15 protein-coding genes are annotated in these 15,594 nt (G+C 54.1%); 12 read left to right on the forward strand and 3 right to left on the reverse strand.

The features are described from left to right. Nucleotides 1-106 precede the first annotated feature (106 nt). Complete coding sequence (locus AQ1_RS10970) at nucleotides 107-2,365, forward strand: TonB-dependent receptor (protein WP_042087227.1); 2,259 nt, start codon at nucleotides 107-109, stop codon at nucleotides 2,363-2,365. A gap of 151 nt (nucleotides 2,366-2,516) precedes the next feature. Next, nucleotides 2,517-3,551, forward strand: a complete 1,035-nt coding sequence (locus tag AQ1_RS10975; protein ID WP_042087230.1) for an adenosine deaminase — start codon at nucleotides 2,517-2,519, stop codon at nucleotides 3,549-3,551. Between the two features lie 19 nt (nucleotides 3,552-3,570). Here the strand turns inward: AQ1_RS10975 and fliP are convergent, their stop codons facing one another. Next, nucleotides 3,571-4,332 (reverse strand): flagellar type III secretion system pore protein FliP, encoded by a 762-nt coding sequence (gene fliP, locus AQ1_RS10980; RefSeq protein WP_042087233.1) that lies wholly within the window; start codon nucleotides 4,330-4,332, stop codon nucleotides 3,571-3,573. Continuing rightward, the gene (locus AQ1_RS10985) at nucleotides 4,332-4,643 is read right to left on the reverse strand and encodes a FliO/MopB family protein (protein ID WP_042087264.1); all 312 of its coding nucleotides are present in this window, start codon (nucleotides 4,641-4,643) and stop codon (nucleotides 4,332-4,334) included. Before AQ1_RS10985 ends, fliP begins: the two co-directional genes overlap by 1 nt. A 220-nt stretch (nucleotides 4,644-4,863) precedes the next feature. Between AQ1_RS10985 and flgB the strand changes: the two genes are divergently transcribed. The 10 genes from flgB (at nucleotide 4,864) to msrA (ending at nucleotide 15,363) form a co-directional block, all read left to right on the forward strand. Continuing rightward, nucleotides 4,864-5,301 (forward strand): flagellar basal body rod protein FlgB, encoded by a 438-nt coding sequence (gene flgB / locus AQ1_RS10990; RefSeq protein ID WP_161760575.1) that lies wholly within the window; start codon nucleotides 4,864-4,866, stop codon nucleotides 5,299-5,301. A gap of 39 nt (nucleotides 5,302-5,340) precedes the next feature. Next, complete coding sequence (gene flgC / locus AQ1_RS10995) at nucleotides 5,341-5,739, forward strand: flagellar basal body rod protein FlgC (RefSeq protein ID WP_042087266.1); 399 nt, start codon at nucleotides 5,341-5,343, stop codon at nucleotides 5,737-5,739. 11 nt (nucleotides 5,740-5,750) lie between these two features. Beyond that, complete coding sequence (locus AQ1_RS11000; protein WP_042087237.1) at nucleotides 5,751-6,095, forward strand: flagellar hook-basal body complex protein FliE; 345 nt, start codon at nucleotides 5,751-5,753, stop codon at nucleotides 6,093-6,095. A gap of 101 nt (nucleotides 6,096-6,196) precedes the next feature. After that, on the forward strand, nucleotides 6,197-6,463 hold the full coding sequence (fliQ, locus tag AQ1_RS11005) for a flagellar biosynthesis protein FliQ (protein ID WP_042087240.1): 267 nt from the start codon (nucleotides 6,197-6,199) through the stop codon (nucleotides 6,461-6,463). Between the two features lie 6 nt (nucleotides 6,464-6,469). Next, the gene (gene fliR, locus AQ1_RS11010; protein WP_052371223.1) at nucleotides 6,470-7,228 is read left to right on the forward strand and encodes a flagellar biosynthetic protein FliR; all 759 of its coding nucleotides are present in this window, start codon (nucleotides 6,470-6,472) and stop codon (nucleotides 7,226-7,228) included. 15 nt (nucleotides 7,229-7,243) lie between these two features. Next, entirely contained in the window at nucleotides 7,244-8,335 is a 1,092-nt protein-coding gene (flhB, locus tag AQ1_RS11015; RefSeq protein ID WP_042087245.1) for a flagellar biosynthesis protein FlhB, read from the forward strand. Nucleotides 8,336-8,412: 77 nt separating this feature from the next. Beyond that, the gene (locus tag AQ1_RS11020; RefSeq protein WP_042087248.1) at nucleotides 8,413-10,743 is read left to right on the forward strand and encodes an ATP-binding protein; all 2,331 of its coding nucleotides are present in this window, start codon (nucleotides 8,413-8,415) and stop codon (nucleotides 10,741-10,743) included. Between the two features lie 173 nt (nucleotides 10,744-10,916). Then, a complete protein-coding gene (gene recA, locus AQ1_RS11025) occupies nucleotides 10,917-11,981 on the forward strand; it encodes a recombinase RecA (RefSeq protein ID WP_042087250.1) in 1,065 nt (354 codons plus the stop codon). 129 nt (nucleotides 11,982-12,110) lie between these two features. Further along, entirely contained in the window at nucleotides 12,111-14,834 is a 2,724-nt protein-coding gene (alaS, locus tag AQ1_RS11030) for an alanine--tRNA ligase (protein WP_042087269.1), read from the forward strand. Next, a complete protein-coding gene (gene msrA / locus AQ1_RS11035) occupies nucleotides 14,827-15,363 on the forward strand; it encodes a peptide-methionine (S)-S-oxide reductase MsrA (RefSeq protein ID WP_042087251.1) in 537 nt (178 codons plus the stop codon). Before alaS ends, msrA begins: the two co-directional genes overlap by 8 nt. 20 nt (nucleotides 15,364-15,383) lie before the next feature. Here msrA and AQ1_RS11040 read toward each other — a convergent pair. Further along, nucleotides 15,384-15,594 (reverse strand): hypothetical protein (locus tag AQ1_RS11040; RefSeq protein WP_462687130.1); only part of this gene is annotated, 211 nt, incomplete at its 5' end.

Consider the following 15,594-nt stretch of genomic DNA (forward strand, 5'->3'; position numbering starts at 1 on the left):
GTTTATGCGATGCAAAAGTGCCAGGCCATCAGGTGATGGGATATGGTGATAAGCCGAATTCGGCCTGTGGAATGAATGAACCCCCCGAAACAGAGTGGAGGAACGAATGCGTTATCACGGACAATCCAAAGCCGCCCAATGGCTTTCATGCTGCAGCCTTGCAGCATTGGCCATCAGCGGCCTTGCTGCGCCCGCTTCGGCACAAAGCCGGAATGAAAGTGGCGCGTTCACTCTGGAAGAAATCGTGGTCACTGCCCAAAAGCGCGAGCAAAGCCTGCAGGATGTCCCCAGTTCAGTAGCGGCCATTGGCGGTGAAAAGCTCGATATTCTTAATTCGGCGGGGTCTGATATCCGCTTTCTATCCGGGCGCATTCCCAGCCTGACGATTGAATCGTCTTTTGGCCGCACCTTTCCCCGCTTTTATATCCGGGGGCTTGGGAATACCGATTTCGATCTTAATGCATCCCAGCCGGTTTCGTTGATCTATGATGAAATCGTCATGGAAAATCCGATCCTCAAGGGGATGCCGGCTTTCGATCTGGAGCGGGTGGAAGTGCTGCGCGGGCCGCAGGGCACCTTATTTGGCCGCAATACCCCGGCGGGGATCGTGAAGCTGGAATCGAAAAAGCCGACCCATGAATTCGATGCCTATGGCAAATTTACCTATGGTCGCTTTGATACCATCGAATTTGAAGGGGCCGTGGGCGGTTCGCTGATCGAGGATGTGTTGGCCATCCGCACTTCGGTGAAGCATCAGCATCGTGATGATTTCATCACCAATGAAGCCCCCGGTCTTTTGGGCAATCGCGATGAAATTGGCGGCTATGACGATTTCGCGGGCCGTGTGCAGCTTTTATATACCCCAACAGATCGTTTTTCTGCACTGCTCAATTTTCACGCCCGGTCTCTTGATGGCACGTCGCGGGTTTTTCAGGCGAATATCATCAACCCCGGCGTGGGTGGGCTTGTGGATGATTTCGATCGCCGCAGCGTAACCCAGGATGGCCAGAATGAGCAGGAGCTCGATCAGCGGGGTTTGACCGCGAAGCTTGAATATGCCCTCGATAAATTCACCATCACCTCGATCACCGGGTTCGAGCATGGTGAAGTGTTCAGCGTGGGCGATGTGGATGGCGGCTTTGGTGGGGTGTTCGAGGGCGTTCCCTCGACCCCGGGCTTCATCCCTTTCAATGCGGAAACCGCTGATGCGGTGCCGGGCCTTGATCAATGGACACAGGAATTGCGTCTGTCGAGCAATGATCTGGGGATGATTGATTTTCAGGCCGGCTTCTTTTATTTCGATGAAGATCTGAAGATCGAAAGCACCAATTTCAATTCTGTCGCCAATAATGCTCCCAATGGCTTTGCCTCTCAGCGCCAGAAATCAGAGTCCTGGGCGATTTTCGGTAATGTCAATATCGAGGTGACCCCCGATCTGATCGTTGAAGGGGGTGTGCGCTATACCGAAGACGACAAGGATTTCACCGCTACCCGCACCGTGTCGCCGCTGGGTCTGGGCGGGATCGGACCTTTGGAAGCCAGCCCATCCGATGAAGTGTTGAGCTGGGATGTCAGCGCCACCTATACCATCAATGACGATGTCAGCGTTTATACCCGGGCGGCGAAGGGCTTCCGTGCGCCATCTGTTCAGGGTCGTCTGTTGTTTGGCGATGAGGTGACGGTGGCCGATACCGAAGAGATTTTTTCGGTGGAAGCCGGGATCAAAACGGAACTGCTCGATAACCGGATGCGCGTGAATTTGTCGGCTTATGTGGCTGATATGGATGGTCAGCAGCTCACTGCGGTGGGGGGTGATGCCAATTTCAATCGGCTGGTGAATGCCGCCGATACCAATCTTTCCGGCGTTGAAATGGATCTGGAATGGGCGGTCACCAATAATCTGTTCGTTACCGCTGGTGCCAGCTATAATTTCACGCGGATCAATGATCCCGATTTGCGTACCCTGCCTTGTGGCGGCGGCTGCACCATCACCGATCCGATCATCGATGGCTTTGTGCAGCTTGATAATAACCGCCTGCCGCAAGCTCCGCGTTGGATCGCCAATGCCACCGCGCGCTATGGTGTGCCGGTGGGGGCTGTGGGTGAGGTTTATGCCTATACCGATTGGGCCTTTACCTCTGAGAAGAATTTCTTCCTCTTTGAATCGCCGGAATTTACCAGCGGGCGGGAATTGATCGGTGGCCTCCGCGTTGGGTATAACCATGATGATCGCCTTGATTTCGCGCTTTTTGGCCGGAATATCACCGATGAAACGGAACTGAAGGGCGGGATCGATTTCAATAATCTGACCGGTTTCGTCAATGAACCTCCGATCTGGGGGATCGAGATCAGCGCCAAATTCTGATCATCTATCGATCAAAATCTGATCTGTTAAAAGGCTCGAGACCCAGTGTTCCGGGCCTTTTGCTTATGGGATTGATTGTTCCGTTTGGCGAGCCTTGCTTTTTCGCGCCCGTTCATGATGTGATGGCAACAAATGAGCAGGAGATAATCTGATGGACCGCGCGCTGCAAAATCTGATTTGCGACATTCCCAAGGCCGAATTGCATCTGCATATCGAGGGCACATTAGAGCCGGAAATGATGTTTGAACTGGCCAGCCGCAATGGCCTGTCGCTTCCCTATCCATCGGTTGAAGCTTTGCGCGCGGCTTATGATTTTTCCAATCTTCAGGATTTTCTCGATCTTTATTATGAAGGGGCCAATGTTTTGCGCACCCAGCGCGATTTTTATGATCTCACCATGGCCTATCTGCGCAAAGCAGCGGCTGATCATGTGCGCCATGTGGAAATTTTCTTTGATCCGCAAACCCACACGGATCGCGGGATTGCTTTTGCCACGGTGATCGAGGGGATATTGCAGGCCCTCAAGGATGGCGAAGCTGAATTAGGCATCACATCGGGGCTGATCCTGTGTTTTTTACGCCATTTAAGCGAGGATGCCGCGATTGAAACCTTCAAGGCGGCAGAGCCCTGGCATGATCAATTATTGGGGGTGGGGCTTGATTCCTCGGAAATCGGCCATCCGCCCTCGAAATTTACCCGGGTTTTCGATATGGCTGGCAAAGCGGGCCTTAAGCGTGTGGCCCATGCCGGAGAGGAAGGGCCCGCAAGCTATATTCATGAAGCGCTGGAACTTTTGCAGGTGGATCGCATCGATCATGGCAATAAAAGTCTGGATGATCCCGCCCTCATCAAAAAACTGGCGCAATCGGGGATGACCCTGACCCTGTGCCCGCTTTCCAATCTGAAATTATGCGTGATTGATGATCTGGGCGATCAGCCGGTGAAGGCGCTGTTGGAAAAAGGGGTGCAGGTAATGCTTAATTCTGATGATCCCGCTTATTTTGGGGGCTATCTGAATGAGAATTATCTGGCCGTTGCCCGCGCTCTTGATCTCTCTGCCGCCGATATCGAGCGCTTGGCCCGCAATAGCTTCAAAGGATCGTTTCTGGATGAGGCGGCTAAAGCCCGCCATGATGCCGCCATCGATGCCTTTATGGCCACACAGCCCGCCGCCCCCGCCTTTTGATCGAGGATAAGGGCTTGATCTAGCTTGCGGTAAAGCTTTGCATCAGGCTGCCGGCCAAAAGATGCCAGCCATCCACCAGAACGAAAAAAATGATCTTGAACGGCAGGCTGATCAGCACTGGCGGCAGCATCATCATCCCCATTGACATCAGGATCGACGCGATCACCAGATCAATGACAATGAAGGGGATATAGATCAGAAAGCCGATTTCAAAGGCCCGCTTCAATTCGCTGATGACAAAAGCCGGAATAAGGCTGGTGAGGGGAATTTCATCCGCCGTTTCCGGCTGATTGGCGCTGGCCGCATCAACGAATAATTGCAGATCTTTTTCCCGCGTATTGGCCAGCATAAAGGTTCGGAAGGGGGCCGTGGCGGCGGGCAGGGCTTCGGCGGGTTCGATCTCTTCATTGATCAGAGGCTCGATCCCCTGCTGCCATGCGGCCTGCAAGGTGGGCGCCATGATAAAGCCGGTGAGAAAAAGGGCGAGCGAGATCAGCACCACATTGGGCGGTGTTTGCTGGGTGCCAAGGGCCGACCGTAAAAGCGATAAAACGATGATGATCCGGGTGAATGAGGTCATCACGATGAGGATCGACGGAGCCAAAGAGAGCACCGTGATCAGCAGCAAAAGCTGCACCACCCGCCCGGTCAGCGTGCCATCGGGCCCCAGATCCACAGACAATGATTGGGCCAGCACCGGGCTGTTTGACACAAGCCAGATAAAGGCCGCCGTGAAAAGCGTGGCGACACGCAGAGGGGTGAAAAGGGTGCGGCGGGCCATCATGATTGCGGCTCTTGGGTGATGGACTGGGGGGTGGGTTGGGTTTGGCGATCGGATGTGATCTGAAGGCAGGTGGACGGGCCGATCAGCACCAGATGTTCATCCCCATCGCATTGGATTAAAACCAGCTTGTTGCGGGCATCGATCTGGCGGGTTTCCAGCACCACAAGCCTGCGATCCGTGCGCCCTGTGCGGATCAAAGGCTGACCCCCCATGCCCGACCAGCGGCGCAGAATGAAGGCAAGCCCCCCAATCAGGCCAATCACGAAAAGCAGGGATAAAATGGCGGTGATGATGTCTTTAGCCAGCATAAAGCGCTTTCTGCGGGTTAAGGGCGCCGGGTTGATGCCCATCAATGCGCAGTCAGGGTAAAGATATGCTTAAGAAGATCGCTGCCAAAAGCGATTTTGCTTGTGGTTGGGGTCAAGATACAGAAAGCTGCATCAAATTTTTACGAATTCTTAACCTCGGATCGCCAATGATAGGTCCTATTTACAGCAGGCGTGGCGATCTTATAAAGGCGGTATGATCATGGATCTGTCGAAGATCCCCTTGATGGCGGCGATTAAAAGCAGGATGCAGTGGCTGGGCCAGAACCAGACCGTGCTTTCGGCCAATATCGCCAATGCCGATACGCCGGGCTATCGCCCCAGCAAATTGGCTGAACAGAATTTCAGTGCGCTGGTGGAGCAAACATCCACGAACATGCGGGCGAATGGGGTGGCCCCGGTTGCCCTGAAAGCCACGCAGGCCGGGCATTTTGGGGCGGGCCAAGCCAGCCTTGATGGCGGTGCAGCCCGTGTTGAGGATGCGAAAATCACCGAAATTGCAATGGATGGCAATGCCGTTGATCTGGAAGATCAGCTTTTGGCGGTGGCGGAAAACCAGATGAATCATGGCCTGATGGTGGAATTATACCGTAAGCAGGTGGGCCTGATGCGGGTGGCGATCCGTGGTTCGGGCAATTGATGCTTTTGATGAGGAGGCGAGGACGTGGACAATGATTTGATGAAGGCGATGCAGATTTCCGCATCGGGCCTGAAGGCGCAAACTACGCGGATGCGGATCATTGCCGAAAATCTGGCCAATTCCGGCTCTGAAGCCACGGCGCCCAATGAAGATCCCTATCGCCGCAAGATTGTCAGCTTTGCCAATGTTCTTGATCGTACCATCGATGCGGAAACGGTGAAGGTGGCGAATGTGAAATTCGATCAGGCGGATTTCGGCATGCGCTTTGATCCCGGCCATCCCGGTGCCGATGCGGCGGGCTATGTGAAAACCACCAATGTGAATGGTATGATCGAAGCCATGGATATGAGCCAGGCCCAGCGGACCTATCAGGCCAATCTGAATGCGATTGATGCCGTTAAATCCTTGAGCGTGCGAACGCTTGAGATTCTGCGTTAAGGAGAGCGGGAATGGATGCCAAAATGCTCGATGCAGCCCAGGCTTATGGCGCGGCTCTTGGCCGTATGGGCGGTGCTGCCCAAGGGGCCGGGCTGGGCGCTGGTTTGGGGGCTGGCCTCAATGCGGGAACAGGCAGCGGTTCGGCCTTTGGATCGCTGGTTGAAGGCATGGTGCAGCAAACATCCCAGGCCGTTTCCAAGGCTGAAAATATCTCGGCACAGGCGGTCAATGGTCAGGCGGATCTGGTGGATGTGGTTACCGCCATTTCCAATGCGGAAATGGTGATGGATAGTGTCACCACAGTGCGGGATCGGGTGCTTTCGGCCTATCAGGAAATCATGCGGATGCAGATCTGAAGGCTGCTTTTATTCTCGGCGGGCAATTTTGAAGCCGCTGTTTTACCGCAGCGGCTTTTCTTTCGGTTGAACATATTAACCATGAATAAGGATCAAAGCTTTTGAATGGCGCGGATGTCATCGATATTGCCCGGGATGCCGTTTATACCCTGCTCATCGTATCTGGCCCCACAATGGCTATTGGCCTTGGGGTTGGCCTGTTGATCGCCCTGTTTCAGGCGCTCACTCAAATTCAGGAAATGACCCTTACCTTCGTTCCGAAAATCATCGCGATCTTTCTGGCCCTTGTGCTGTTCATGCCGATGATGGGGGCGCAAATGGGGGATTTGATGGCGCGTTTGATGGATCGGGTTGCAACGGGGGGATGAGGCATCATGCTGCAATCCATTCTCCCGGCTGAGGCCTTTGGTTTTTTGCTGGTGCTGATCCGGGTTGGGGCGATGTTCAGCTTTGCCCCGGCTTTTGGCGAGCAGCAAATTCCCATGCGCGTGCGGCTGGCGGGTGCGGTTGGGGTGAGCGGGATGGTGTTTGCCCTTGTGCGCGGTGATATGCCTGCTCTGCCGGCGTCTCCGGTTTTGCTTGTTGGCCTGATCATCATGGAATTTCTGATCGGCCTGATGATTGCTCTTGCGGCCCGGCTGATGCTGAATGCCCTCAATATCGCCGGAACCATCGTGGCTTTTCAAACCAGCCTTGCCGCATCCCAGCAATTTGATCCCACCCAGGGCCAGCAAAGCGCCATTTTTGCAAGCTTCTTTTCGGTTTTGGGTGTGGCTTTGATCTTTGCCACGGATCTGCATATCCTGATGCTTCGCGCCATGACCGATAGCTATAGCCTGTTTCCGGCAGGCGAGATGCCCCCGCTGGGTGATTTTGCGTCTGCCGTTGTGGATCTGGTGGCGGCGAGTTTTCTGCTGGGGGTGCAGATTTCTGCGCCCTTTTTGGTTTTTGGCGTGGTCTTTAATATCGGATTGGGATTAACGGCCCGGCTGATGCCCCAATTACCGGTGTTTTTCGTGGCCATGCCTTTGAATATTTTTCTGGGTTTTTTGATCCTTTTGATTGCCTTGCCCGCCATGATGCTGTGGTTTCTAGAGGTTTATGAAGAGCGTTTATCGGTATTTCTGAACTGATGAAGGAGAGGACCGGTGGCTGAGGGCGATCAGGACGATGCCCAAAAAACGGAAGAGCCAACAGCCCGAAAACTTGAGGAAGCTGTTAAGAAAGGCGATTTTCCGCAAAGTCAGGAGCTCAAGCATTGGATGATGCTTGTGGCCGGGGCCTTTGCTTTTTTGTTCACTTCCGATCTGGCCGTCCGCACCATCCGATCCGAAACGGCGGGGTTTTTGGCCCATGCCCATGAAATCCCTATGGATGGCTATGCTGTTCTTGGCATGATGCGCGATGTGGGCGGCAATATTCTTCTGGTGCTTTTATTGCCCCTGGCCGTGCTGATGATCGGCGCTTTTGCCGGTAATCTGGTGCAGAACAAACTGGTGTTCACGGCTGAAAAAATAAAGCCAAAGCTTGATAAAATCTCGCCTCTGGCCGGGGCGAAGCGGATGTTTTCAGCGCAAAGAGTGGCCGATTTTTTAAAGACACTGGCGAAGCTTTTGATCGTCTCCATCGTTGTGGGCCTGATTTTATGGCCCGAAGCGGAAACTTTGGTCACCCTGGTGCGCGAGCCTTTGATTACAACCACAGCGGTGATCGTGTCTTTATCGGTAAAGGCCATGTTCGGGGTGATCGGGGCGATGACTTTGGTTGCGGGCATTGATTATATTTTCCAGCAAACCCAGCATACGAAAAAAATGCGGATGACCAAGCAAGAGGTCAAAGACGAACATAAGCAGATGGAAGGCGACCCCATGGTCAAGCAGCGTCTGCGTCAGGTTCGGATGGAAAAATCCCGCAAGCGGATGATGGCGGCGGTGCCCCAGGCCAGTGTGATCATCACCAATCCCACCCATTTTGCGATTGCCCTGAAATATAGCCATGGCGATATGGATGTGCCGGTGGTGATAGCCAAAGGGGTGGATGCCGTGGCTTTCCGTATTCGCGCCGTGGCCGAAGAACATGCCATTCCGCTGGTTGAAAATCCGCCCCTTGCCCGCGCCCTTTATGCCTCGACCGAGGTGGATGATGAAATCCCGGCCGATCATTATCAGGCCGTGGCGCAGATCATCAGCTATGTGCTACGTTTGCGCCGGGATGGTCGGGCCAGCTATCGTCCTTCATGATTTTGGTGCAATGCGCCATAAGATCGGCTTCATCAGGCTGAAACGGGTTTTTGAACAAGGTATCAGCGGACCAGAAGATGAAGCGAGCAAAGCAGCACAAAGCCCGAGGCGAAACCAGCCAGACCAGTATTTTGCTGATTGCCGTTTCATCCTTCATTCTGGCCGTGGCTTTCGTTTTTTTGCTGGGGGCCTTTGGCGCATGGGAAATGGGCCTCAGCTTTGGGGCGCTGGTTTTGTTTGCCGCTGGCGGTGGCCTGCTTTTTCTGCTGCGCTCTGATGATGCAATGGCGAGCACCCCTGATCTCGATCAACTATCGGAATTAATCGGCGCTTTGGTGCAGCCCGCGGCGCTGACCGATGAAGCGGGCGAGCTGATTGTTGCCAATGTTGCCTATCGTGCGGAATTTGGAGAAAAAAAACCTGCTGCTTGTGCTGAGGCCCTTGATCAGGCTCTTTTGGAAAGGGCTGCCGAAGATCGAGAGGGGGAGGCCGCACATTTGCCGGATTATATCTGCGATATAGCGGGGACCATCTGTTGTGGCTATCGGCTGTGGACATTTGCCGAAGCCCCGGCTGATCCCCGGGCCGATCAATTAAGGCTTCTGGCACGGCTGGGCCATGCCCTTGATGTTATGGAAATCGGTTTTGTCATCGCCCATAGGGATGGCGATATTCTGTTGATCAATGAGCAGCTATCCACTTGGCTAGGGGTAGCCCATCATGATGAAATCCCATTGCTGACCGCGCGGATGCTTGCCGATCCGGCGCGGGGCGATCTGAAAACCGGCGGCGGCGGCAGTTTGCTCAAGCAGGTTTTGTTGCCCGATACCTCTGACGATCAGGGCGATTTTGCGGATTTCAATCTGATCATGGTGCATCGGCCCCTCTCTGCGGCCAGCGAGGCGAGCGAGACCGATGCCGCAATCCTGAAAAGCCTTTTTGATGCAGCGCCTGTGGGGCTTGCGATCATTGATCAGGATGGCCGCTTATCGGAATTCAATAAATCCTTCAAAAGATTTGCTCCCAATCGGATGCCCCGCTGTGGCGATCTTTTGGCCGATTATCTGGCGGTGGATGATCGCGAGCGTTTGTCACAGGATCTGGCTTTGGTCATGCAATCGGGGGTGATGGCCTCGCCGCAGGATGCAAGCTTCAATACCCAGCCTCCGCGCACCGGCCAGCTTTTCATCTCTCCCCTTGATCGGGCGTCTGATCGTGCCTGTCTTGTGCATCTTATTGATACCACCCAGCAAAAAAGCCTTGAGCGGCAATTTGTGCAGGCCCAGAAAATGCAGGCGGTGGGGCAGCTTGCGGGGGGCGTGGCCCATGATTTCAATAATCTGCTCACCGCGATCATCGGCTTTTGCGATCTTTTGCTGGTGCGCCATGGCCCGGGCGATCATTCTTTTTCCGATATCATGCAGATCAAGCAGAATGCCAATCGGGCTTCTAATCTGGTGCGCCAGCTTTTGGCATTTTCACGCCAACAAACTTTGCGCCCGAAAGTTTTGATGATCACCGATGTTTTGGCCGATCTGTCCAATCTGCTGCGGCGATTGATCGGTGAAACGGTTGAACTCAATATGATCCATGGCCGCGATGTGGGGGCGGTGCGGGTTGATCAGGGGCAATTTGAACAGGTGATCATCAATCTGGCCGTGAATGCCCGCGATGCTATGGAGGAGGGCGGCACCCTCACCATTCGCACCAAAGCGGTGGGCCCGGATGATAAAATGGTGCAGCATTATTCGGTGATGCCGCGCGGCCATTATGTGCTGATCGAAATTGCCGATACCGGCCATGGAATTCCGGCCGATATCGTGAATAAAATCTTTGAGCCCTTTTTCACCACCAAGGAGGTGGGGAAGGGCACGGGCCTTGGATTATCAACGGTTTATGGCATTATCAAACAAACCGATGGTTTTATTTTCGTGGAAAGCGCCCCCAATGAAGGCACCACTTTCCGCTTATATCTTCCGGTTCATCATGCGGTGATCAGCAAGCCAAAGCCCGAGATTGCCCCGGTCCGCGATCTGACCGGCAAGGGCACGATCTTGCTGGTGGAAGATGAAGATGCCGTGCGCATGTTTGCCACCCGGGCTTTGGAAAATAAAGGCTATAGCGTTCTGCAGGCGGCTTCGGGGGAAGAGGCGCTGGCGATCGTGCGGGCAGATCCCGGGCGCATCGATCTTTTGATTTCCGATGTGGTGATGCCCAATATGGATGGACCAACGCTGGTGACCAATGCCCGGCATCTGCGCTCCGATTTGCGCGTCATCTTTATTTCCGGCTATGCCGAAGATGTCTTCAGAAAAGGCATTGGCGAAAGCAGCGAGAATTTCCGCTTTCTGCCCAAGCCCTTTACCCTCAAAAGCCTGGCCGAAGCTGTCAAGGAATCCTTGAGCTGACGCAGGGGAAGGGGCGCTTTCGAGGGTGTTTTCCGCTCCTTATTTTTGCGCCTATTCATAGATTCATAAAATAGAACATAAAGTGAATATAGCCCCTTGCGCAACGAGAACATAGCAGGTACATTTCTGAATGATTGATCCCTGCCCGAAGGCATGAAATAAGGAGCATCGAAATGGCTGCAGCCACCTTGAAAGTTGTTGGAGAGCAATCCGTGGATAAGCAAAAAGCGCTCGATGCCGCCCTTGCCCAAATTGATCGGGCCTTTGGTAAAGGGTCGGTGATGAAGCTGGGGCAGCGCACCCCCAATGTTGAAGCCGAAGTGATCTCAACGGGGTCTTTGGGGCTTGATATTGCTTTGGGCATTGGCGGATTGCCCCGTGGTCGCATCATCGAAATCTATGGGCCGGAAAGTTCGGGTAAAACAACCCTCGCCCTGCACACGGTGGCTGAAGCCCAGAAAAAAGGCGGGGTGGCGGCTTTCGTGGATGCCGAACATGCCCTTGATCCGAAATATGCCAAAAAGCTGGGTGTCGATGTCAATGAACTCCTGATCTCGCAGCCCGATACGGGGGAGCAGGCCCTTGAAATCGCCGATACATTGGTGCGATCCGGAGCGGTTGATATTCTGGTCGTCGATTCTGTGGCGGCGCTCACCCCACGGGCCGAACTGGAAGGCGAAATGGGCGATAGCCATGTGGGCCTGCAGGCGCGGTTGATGAGCCAGGCTTTGAGAAAGCTGACCGGCTCCATCTCGAAATCCAATTGTATGGTCATTTTCATCAATCAGATCCGCATGAAAATCGGGGTGATGTATGGCAGCCCGGAAACCACCACCGGCGGCAATGCCCTGAAATTTTATGCGTCTATTCGGCTTGATATTCGCCGTACCGGGCAGATCAAGGATAAAGAAGATATCGTTGGCAATGCCACACGGGTGAAAGTGGTCAAAAACAAGATGGCCCCACCATTCAAGCAGGTCGAATTCGATATCATGTATGGTGAAGGCATATCGAAAACCGGCGAATTGCTCGATCTGGGTGTGAAAGCCGGAGTTGTGGAAAAATCTGGCTCCTGGTATTCCCATGATAGCCAGCGGATTGGTCAGGGGCGGGAAAATGCCAAAACCTTCCTGCGTGAACATCCTGAAGTTGCCGATGCTATCGAACAGGCTGTCCGCAAATCGTCCGGGGCCGTTTCGGAAAAAATGCTCGCTGATGAAACCCCCGAAGATGAGTGATTGGCCCCTGTTGGGCGGGCTTGTTCATCGGTGATGATTTTATTGCGCGGCAACTCTTGACGGCAGGCCCATGATGAAAGACATGATGATGGCCATCCCTGAAATAAGCTTTGGAGTTTGATTGCCATTATGAAGCGCTCGTCAGATGTCAGCCATGTTCGCCAGAGCTTTATCGATTTTTTCAGGGCCAGGGGGCACGAGGTGGTGCCCTCGTCGCCGCTGGTGCCCAATAATGATCCAACCTTGCTCTTTACCAATGCGGGCATGGTTCCGTTCAAGGATGTATTTACCGGTGCTGAAACCCGTCCCTATCAACGGGCGGTATCCTCACAGAAATGTCTGCGTGCGGGTGGTAAGCACAATGATCTCGATAATGTTGGCTATACCGCCCGCCATCATACTTTTTTTGAAATGCTGGGGAATTTTTCCTTTGGCGATTATTTCAAGGAACAAGCCATTCAGTTTGGCTGGGGGCTGGTGACTGAAGGCTTTGGGCTTGATAAAGATCGCCTGACCGTGACGGTTTATCATGATGATCAGGAAGCTTTTGATCTGTGGAAAAGCATTGCCGGCCTGCCGGATGATCGGATCATTAAAATCGCCACCAGTGATAATTTCTGGTCGATGGGGGATACCGGTCCTTGTGGCCCCTGTTCCGAGATTTTCTATGATCATGGGGCAGATATTCCCGGTGGCCCGCCTGGCAGTCCTGATGAAGATGGTGATCGTTTCATCGAAATCTGGAATCTGGTGTTCATGCAATATGAGCAGCAGGCTGATGGCTCGCGCCTCAATCTGCCAAGGCCCTCCATCGATACGGGTATGGGGCTTGAACGGGTCGCGGCGGTTTTGCAAGGTGTTCATGATAATTATGACATCGATCTGTTTCGTGCGCTGATTGATGCTTCGGTGTCTGAAACCGGGGTGCGGGCGGTGGGTCAGCAGCGGGCCTCACATCGGGTGATCGCGGATCATCTGCGGGCTATGAGCTTTTTGATCGCGGATGGTGTTTTGCCCTCCAATGAGGGGCGTGGCTATGTCTTGCGCCGGATCATGCGCCGGGCCATGCGTCATGCTCATATGCTGGGGTCGAGTGATCCTTTGATGTATCGCCTCGTTCCGGCCCTGGTGGATCAGATGGCTGGCGCTTTTCCCGAACTGAGCCGGGCGCAGCCCTTGATCACGGAAACCCTGAAGCTTGAAGAAGACCGCTTCCGCACCATGCTGGAACGCGGATTGCGGCTTTTGGATGAGGAAAAATCAAAGCTTTCTCCATCCCAGGCCCTCCCCGGTGAGGTGGCTTTCCGGCTTTATGATACTTATGGGTTCCCCCTTGATCTGACACAGGATGCTCTGCGCTCTGAGGGGCGAAATGTGGATATCGCCGGCTTTGATAAAGCCATGGCCCAGCAGCGGGCGCAGGCGCGCGCTGCATGGTCGGGATCGGGGCAGCAGGCGACCGACAAGATCTGGTATGATATCAAAGAGCGCTATGGGGCGACTGAATTTTTAGGTTATCAGGAGAACAGTGCCGAGGCATCCGTGCTGGCTTTGGTCAAGGATGGGAAGCCGGTGGAGCATGCGCAGGTCGGCGATGATCTGGCGCTGATTGTCAATCAAACGCCCTTTTATGCAGAATCGGGCGGGCAGATTGGTGATAGTGGGCAGGTGAAGGGTAAGGGTTCTCTTTTTGGCCATGTGCGCGATACCAGAAAGCAGCTCGGGGATTTGTTTGTCCATGAATTGAAGATTGAATCCGGGACCCTGTCGGTTGGCGATGTGGTGACATTGTCTATCGATGAAGAGCGCCGTACGCTCGTTCGGGCCAATCATTCGGCCACCCATCTGCTTCATGCGGCTTTGCGGCGGCAATTGGGTCCGCATGTCACGCAAAAGGGCTCATTGGTTCGCGCTGATCGCCTGCGGTTCGATTTTGCACATCCAAAGCCGGTTTCAGCCAAGGAACTGGCGGCTGTTGAAGCCGAGGTCAATGCCGTGATCCGCCGCAATAGTGATGTGAGCACCCGGTTGATGGCTTATGAAGCGGCTGTTGAAGCCGGTGCCATGGCCCTTTTTGGTGAGAAATACAGCGATGAGGTGCGGGTGCTGAGCATGGGCGCGGATCAGTCTTCGCCGGATAGTGGGTCGGGCGCTTATTCAGTGGAGCTATGTGGGGGTACGCATGTCAATCGATTGGGCGATATCGGCCTGTTCAAGATCATCTCGGAAGGGGCGGTCGCGTCTGGCGTTCGCCGTATCGAAGCTTTGGTAGGGGAAGCTGCGCGTTTATATCTTCTAGACGAGGAAAATTACCTGAAATTGGCGGCTAACAGCTTGAAAGTGACCCCGGCAGAAGTGCCGGAACGGGTCCTTATGCTGGCAGATCAGGTGAAAAAACTTGAACGCGATCTGGCACAGGCCAGGAAAGCTCTGGCTATGGGTGGAGCCTCTGGCGCCAAAGGACCTGAAATTGAAACTTTGGGGGCCGTGCAATTCATCGGGCAGGTTTTACAAGGGATCAATCCCAGAGATTTGCGCGGCCTTGCAGATGATCACAAGAAAAAGCTCGGAAGCGGGGTGGTGGCTCTGATCGCTGTCAATGAGGATAAGGCCGCGGTTCTCGTTGGAGTGACGGATGATCTGATGGATCGTCTGAGCGCGGTTGATCTGGTGCGTGCCGGGGCGATGGCTGTCGGAGGAAAAGGCGGCGGCGGACGGCCGGATATGGCGCAGGCGGGTGGCCCGGATGGAGGGAAGGCGGATCAGGCGATGACCGCTATTCGCCAGGCTATTCTGGATGCATCATCGGTGCATGGGGAATTGGAATCTCTAAGTGGTGGCACACATGCTTGATCATATTGCCACATTGGCGGGCGGGTGTTTTTGGTGCACCGAGGCGGTTTTCAAAGAAATGGCTGGAGTTTCCGATGTCCGCCCCGGTTTTATGGGGGGGACGCTTGCTCATCCCAGCTATCAGCAGGTTTGTGCCGGGGGCACCGGCCATGCCGAAGTGGCGCAGTTTCGGTTTGATCCTGCGATCATCAGCTATGCCGAGCTTTTGGATATTTTTTTCACCATGCATGATCCCACCCAGCTTAATCGCCAGGGCAATGATGTTGGTGAACATTATCGCTCTGCCATTTTCTATCATGATCCCGAGCAGATGGCTGAGGCCAAAGCGGCGGTTGAGCGGGCTGCCCTTTTATGGGATGGCGAGATCGTGACCGAAATTGCCGAGGCTGGCCCTTTTTGGGAGGCTGAGAATTACCATCGTGATTATTTTGCCCATAATCGCGATCAGCCTTATTGCGCTGCTGTGGTGGCCCCTAAACTTGCCAAGGCGCGCAAGATGTGGGCATCGAAATTAAAACCGCATCTTTGAAGTTTGTTCATTCGCTGGGGTCAGGGCGGCAATCCCTGATCCATTTTAATGGGGTGATCGGGCTTTTTCCGATTGGCAAAGAATAAGTCTAAAATCAGGTCTTCAGTCAGTTGCTGTAATCTTGTGCTTTCCTTCAAAAGGGCGGAAATTGCCAGAATGGGCATTTGATGAAGTGTTTTATCCAAAAATACAGGCTGAGCCATGGCCTTCCGCCTGATGATGTCAGCACAG

It is taken from the genome of Iodidimonas nitroreducens (assembly GCA_000710935.1).
GTDB classification, from domain to species: domain Bacteria; phylum Pseudomonadota; class Alphaproteobacteria; order Sphingomonadales; family Rhodothalassiaceae; genus Iodidimonas; species Iodidimonas nitroreducens.

Excerpts from the sequence above, each read along its gene's own strand:
- AQ1_RS10970 (WP_042087227.1), top strand. The coding sequence starts at position 107 with ATGCGTTATCACGGACAATCCAAAGCCGCCCAATGGCTTTCATGCTGC.
- AQ1_RS10975 (WP_042087230.1), top strand. The coding sequence starts at position 2,517 with ATGGACCGCGCGCTGCAAAATCTGATTTGCGACATTCCCAAGGCCGAA.
- fliP (WP_042087233.1), bottom strand. The coding sequence starts at position 4,332 with ATGGCCCGCCGCACCCTTTTCACCCCTCTGCGTGTCGCCACGCTTTTC.
- AQ1_RS10985 (WP_042087264.1), bottom strand. The coding sequence starts at position 4,643 with ATGCTGGCTAAAGACATCATCACCGCCATTTTATCCCTGCTTTTCGTG.
- flgB (WP_161760575.1), top strand. The coding sequence starts at position 4,864 with ATGGATCTGTCGAAGATCCCCTTGATGGCGGCGATTAAAAGCAGGATG.
- flgC (WP_042087266.1), top strand. The coding sequence starts at position 5,341 with ATGAAGGCGATGCAGATTTCCGCATCGGGCCTGAAGGCGCAAACTACG.
- AQ1_RS11000 (WP_042087237.1), top strand. The coding sequence starts at position 5,751 with ATGGATGCCAAAATGCTCGATGCAGCCCAGGCTTATGGCGCGGCTCTT.
- fliR (WP_052371223.1), top strand. The coding sequence starts at position 6,470 with ATGCTGCAATCCATTCTCCCGGCTGAGGCCTTTGGTTTTTTGCTGGTG.
- AQ1_RS11020 (WP_042087248.1), top strand. The coding sequence starts at position 8,413 with ATGAAGCGAGCAAAGCAGCACAAAGCCCGAGGCGAAACCAGCCAGACC.
- recA (WP_042087250.1), top strand. The coding sequence starts at position 10,917 with ATGGCTGCAGCCACCTTGAAAGTTGTTGGAGAGCAATCCGTGGATAAG.
- alaS (WP_042087269.1), top strand. The coding sequence starts at position 12,111 with ATGAAGCGCTCGTCAGATGTCAGCCATGTTCGCCAGAGCTTTATCGAT.
- msrA (WP_042087251.1), top strand. The coding sequence starts at position 14,827 with ATGCTTGATCATATTGCCACATTGGCGGGCGGGTGTTTTTGGTGCACC.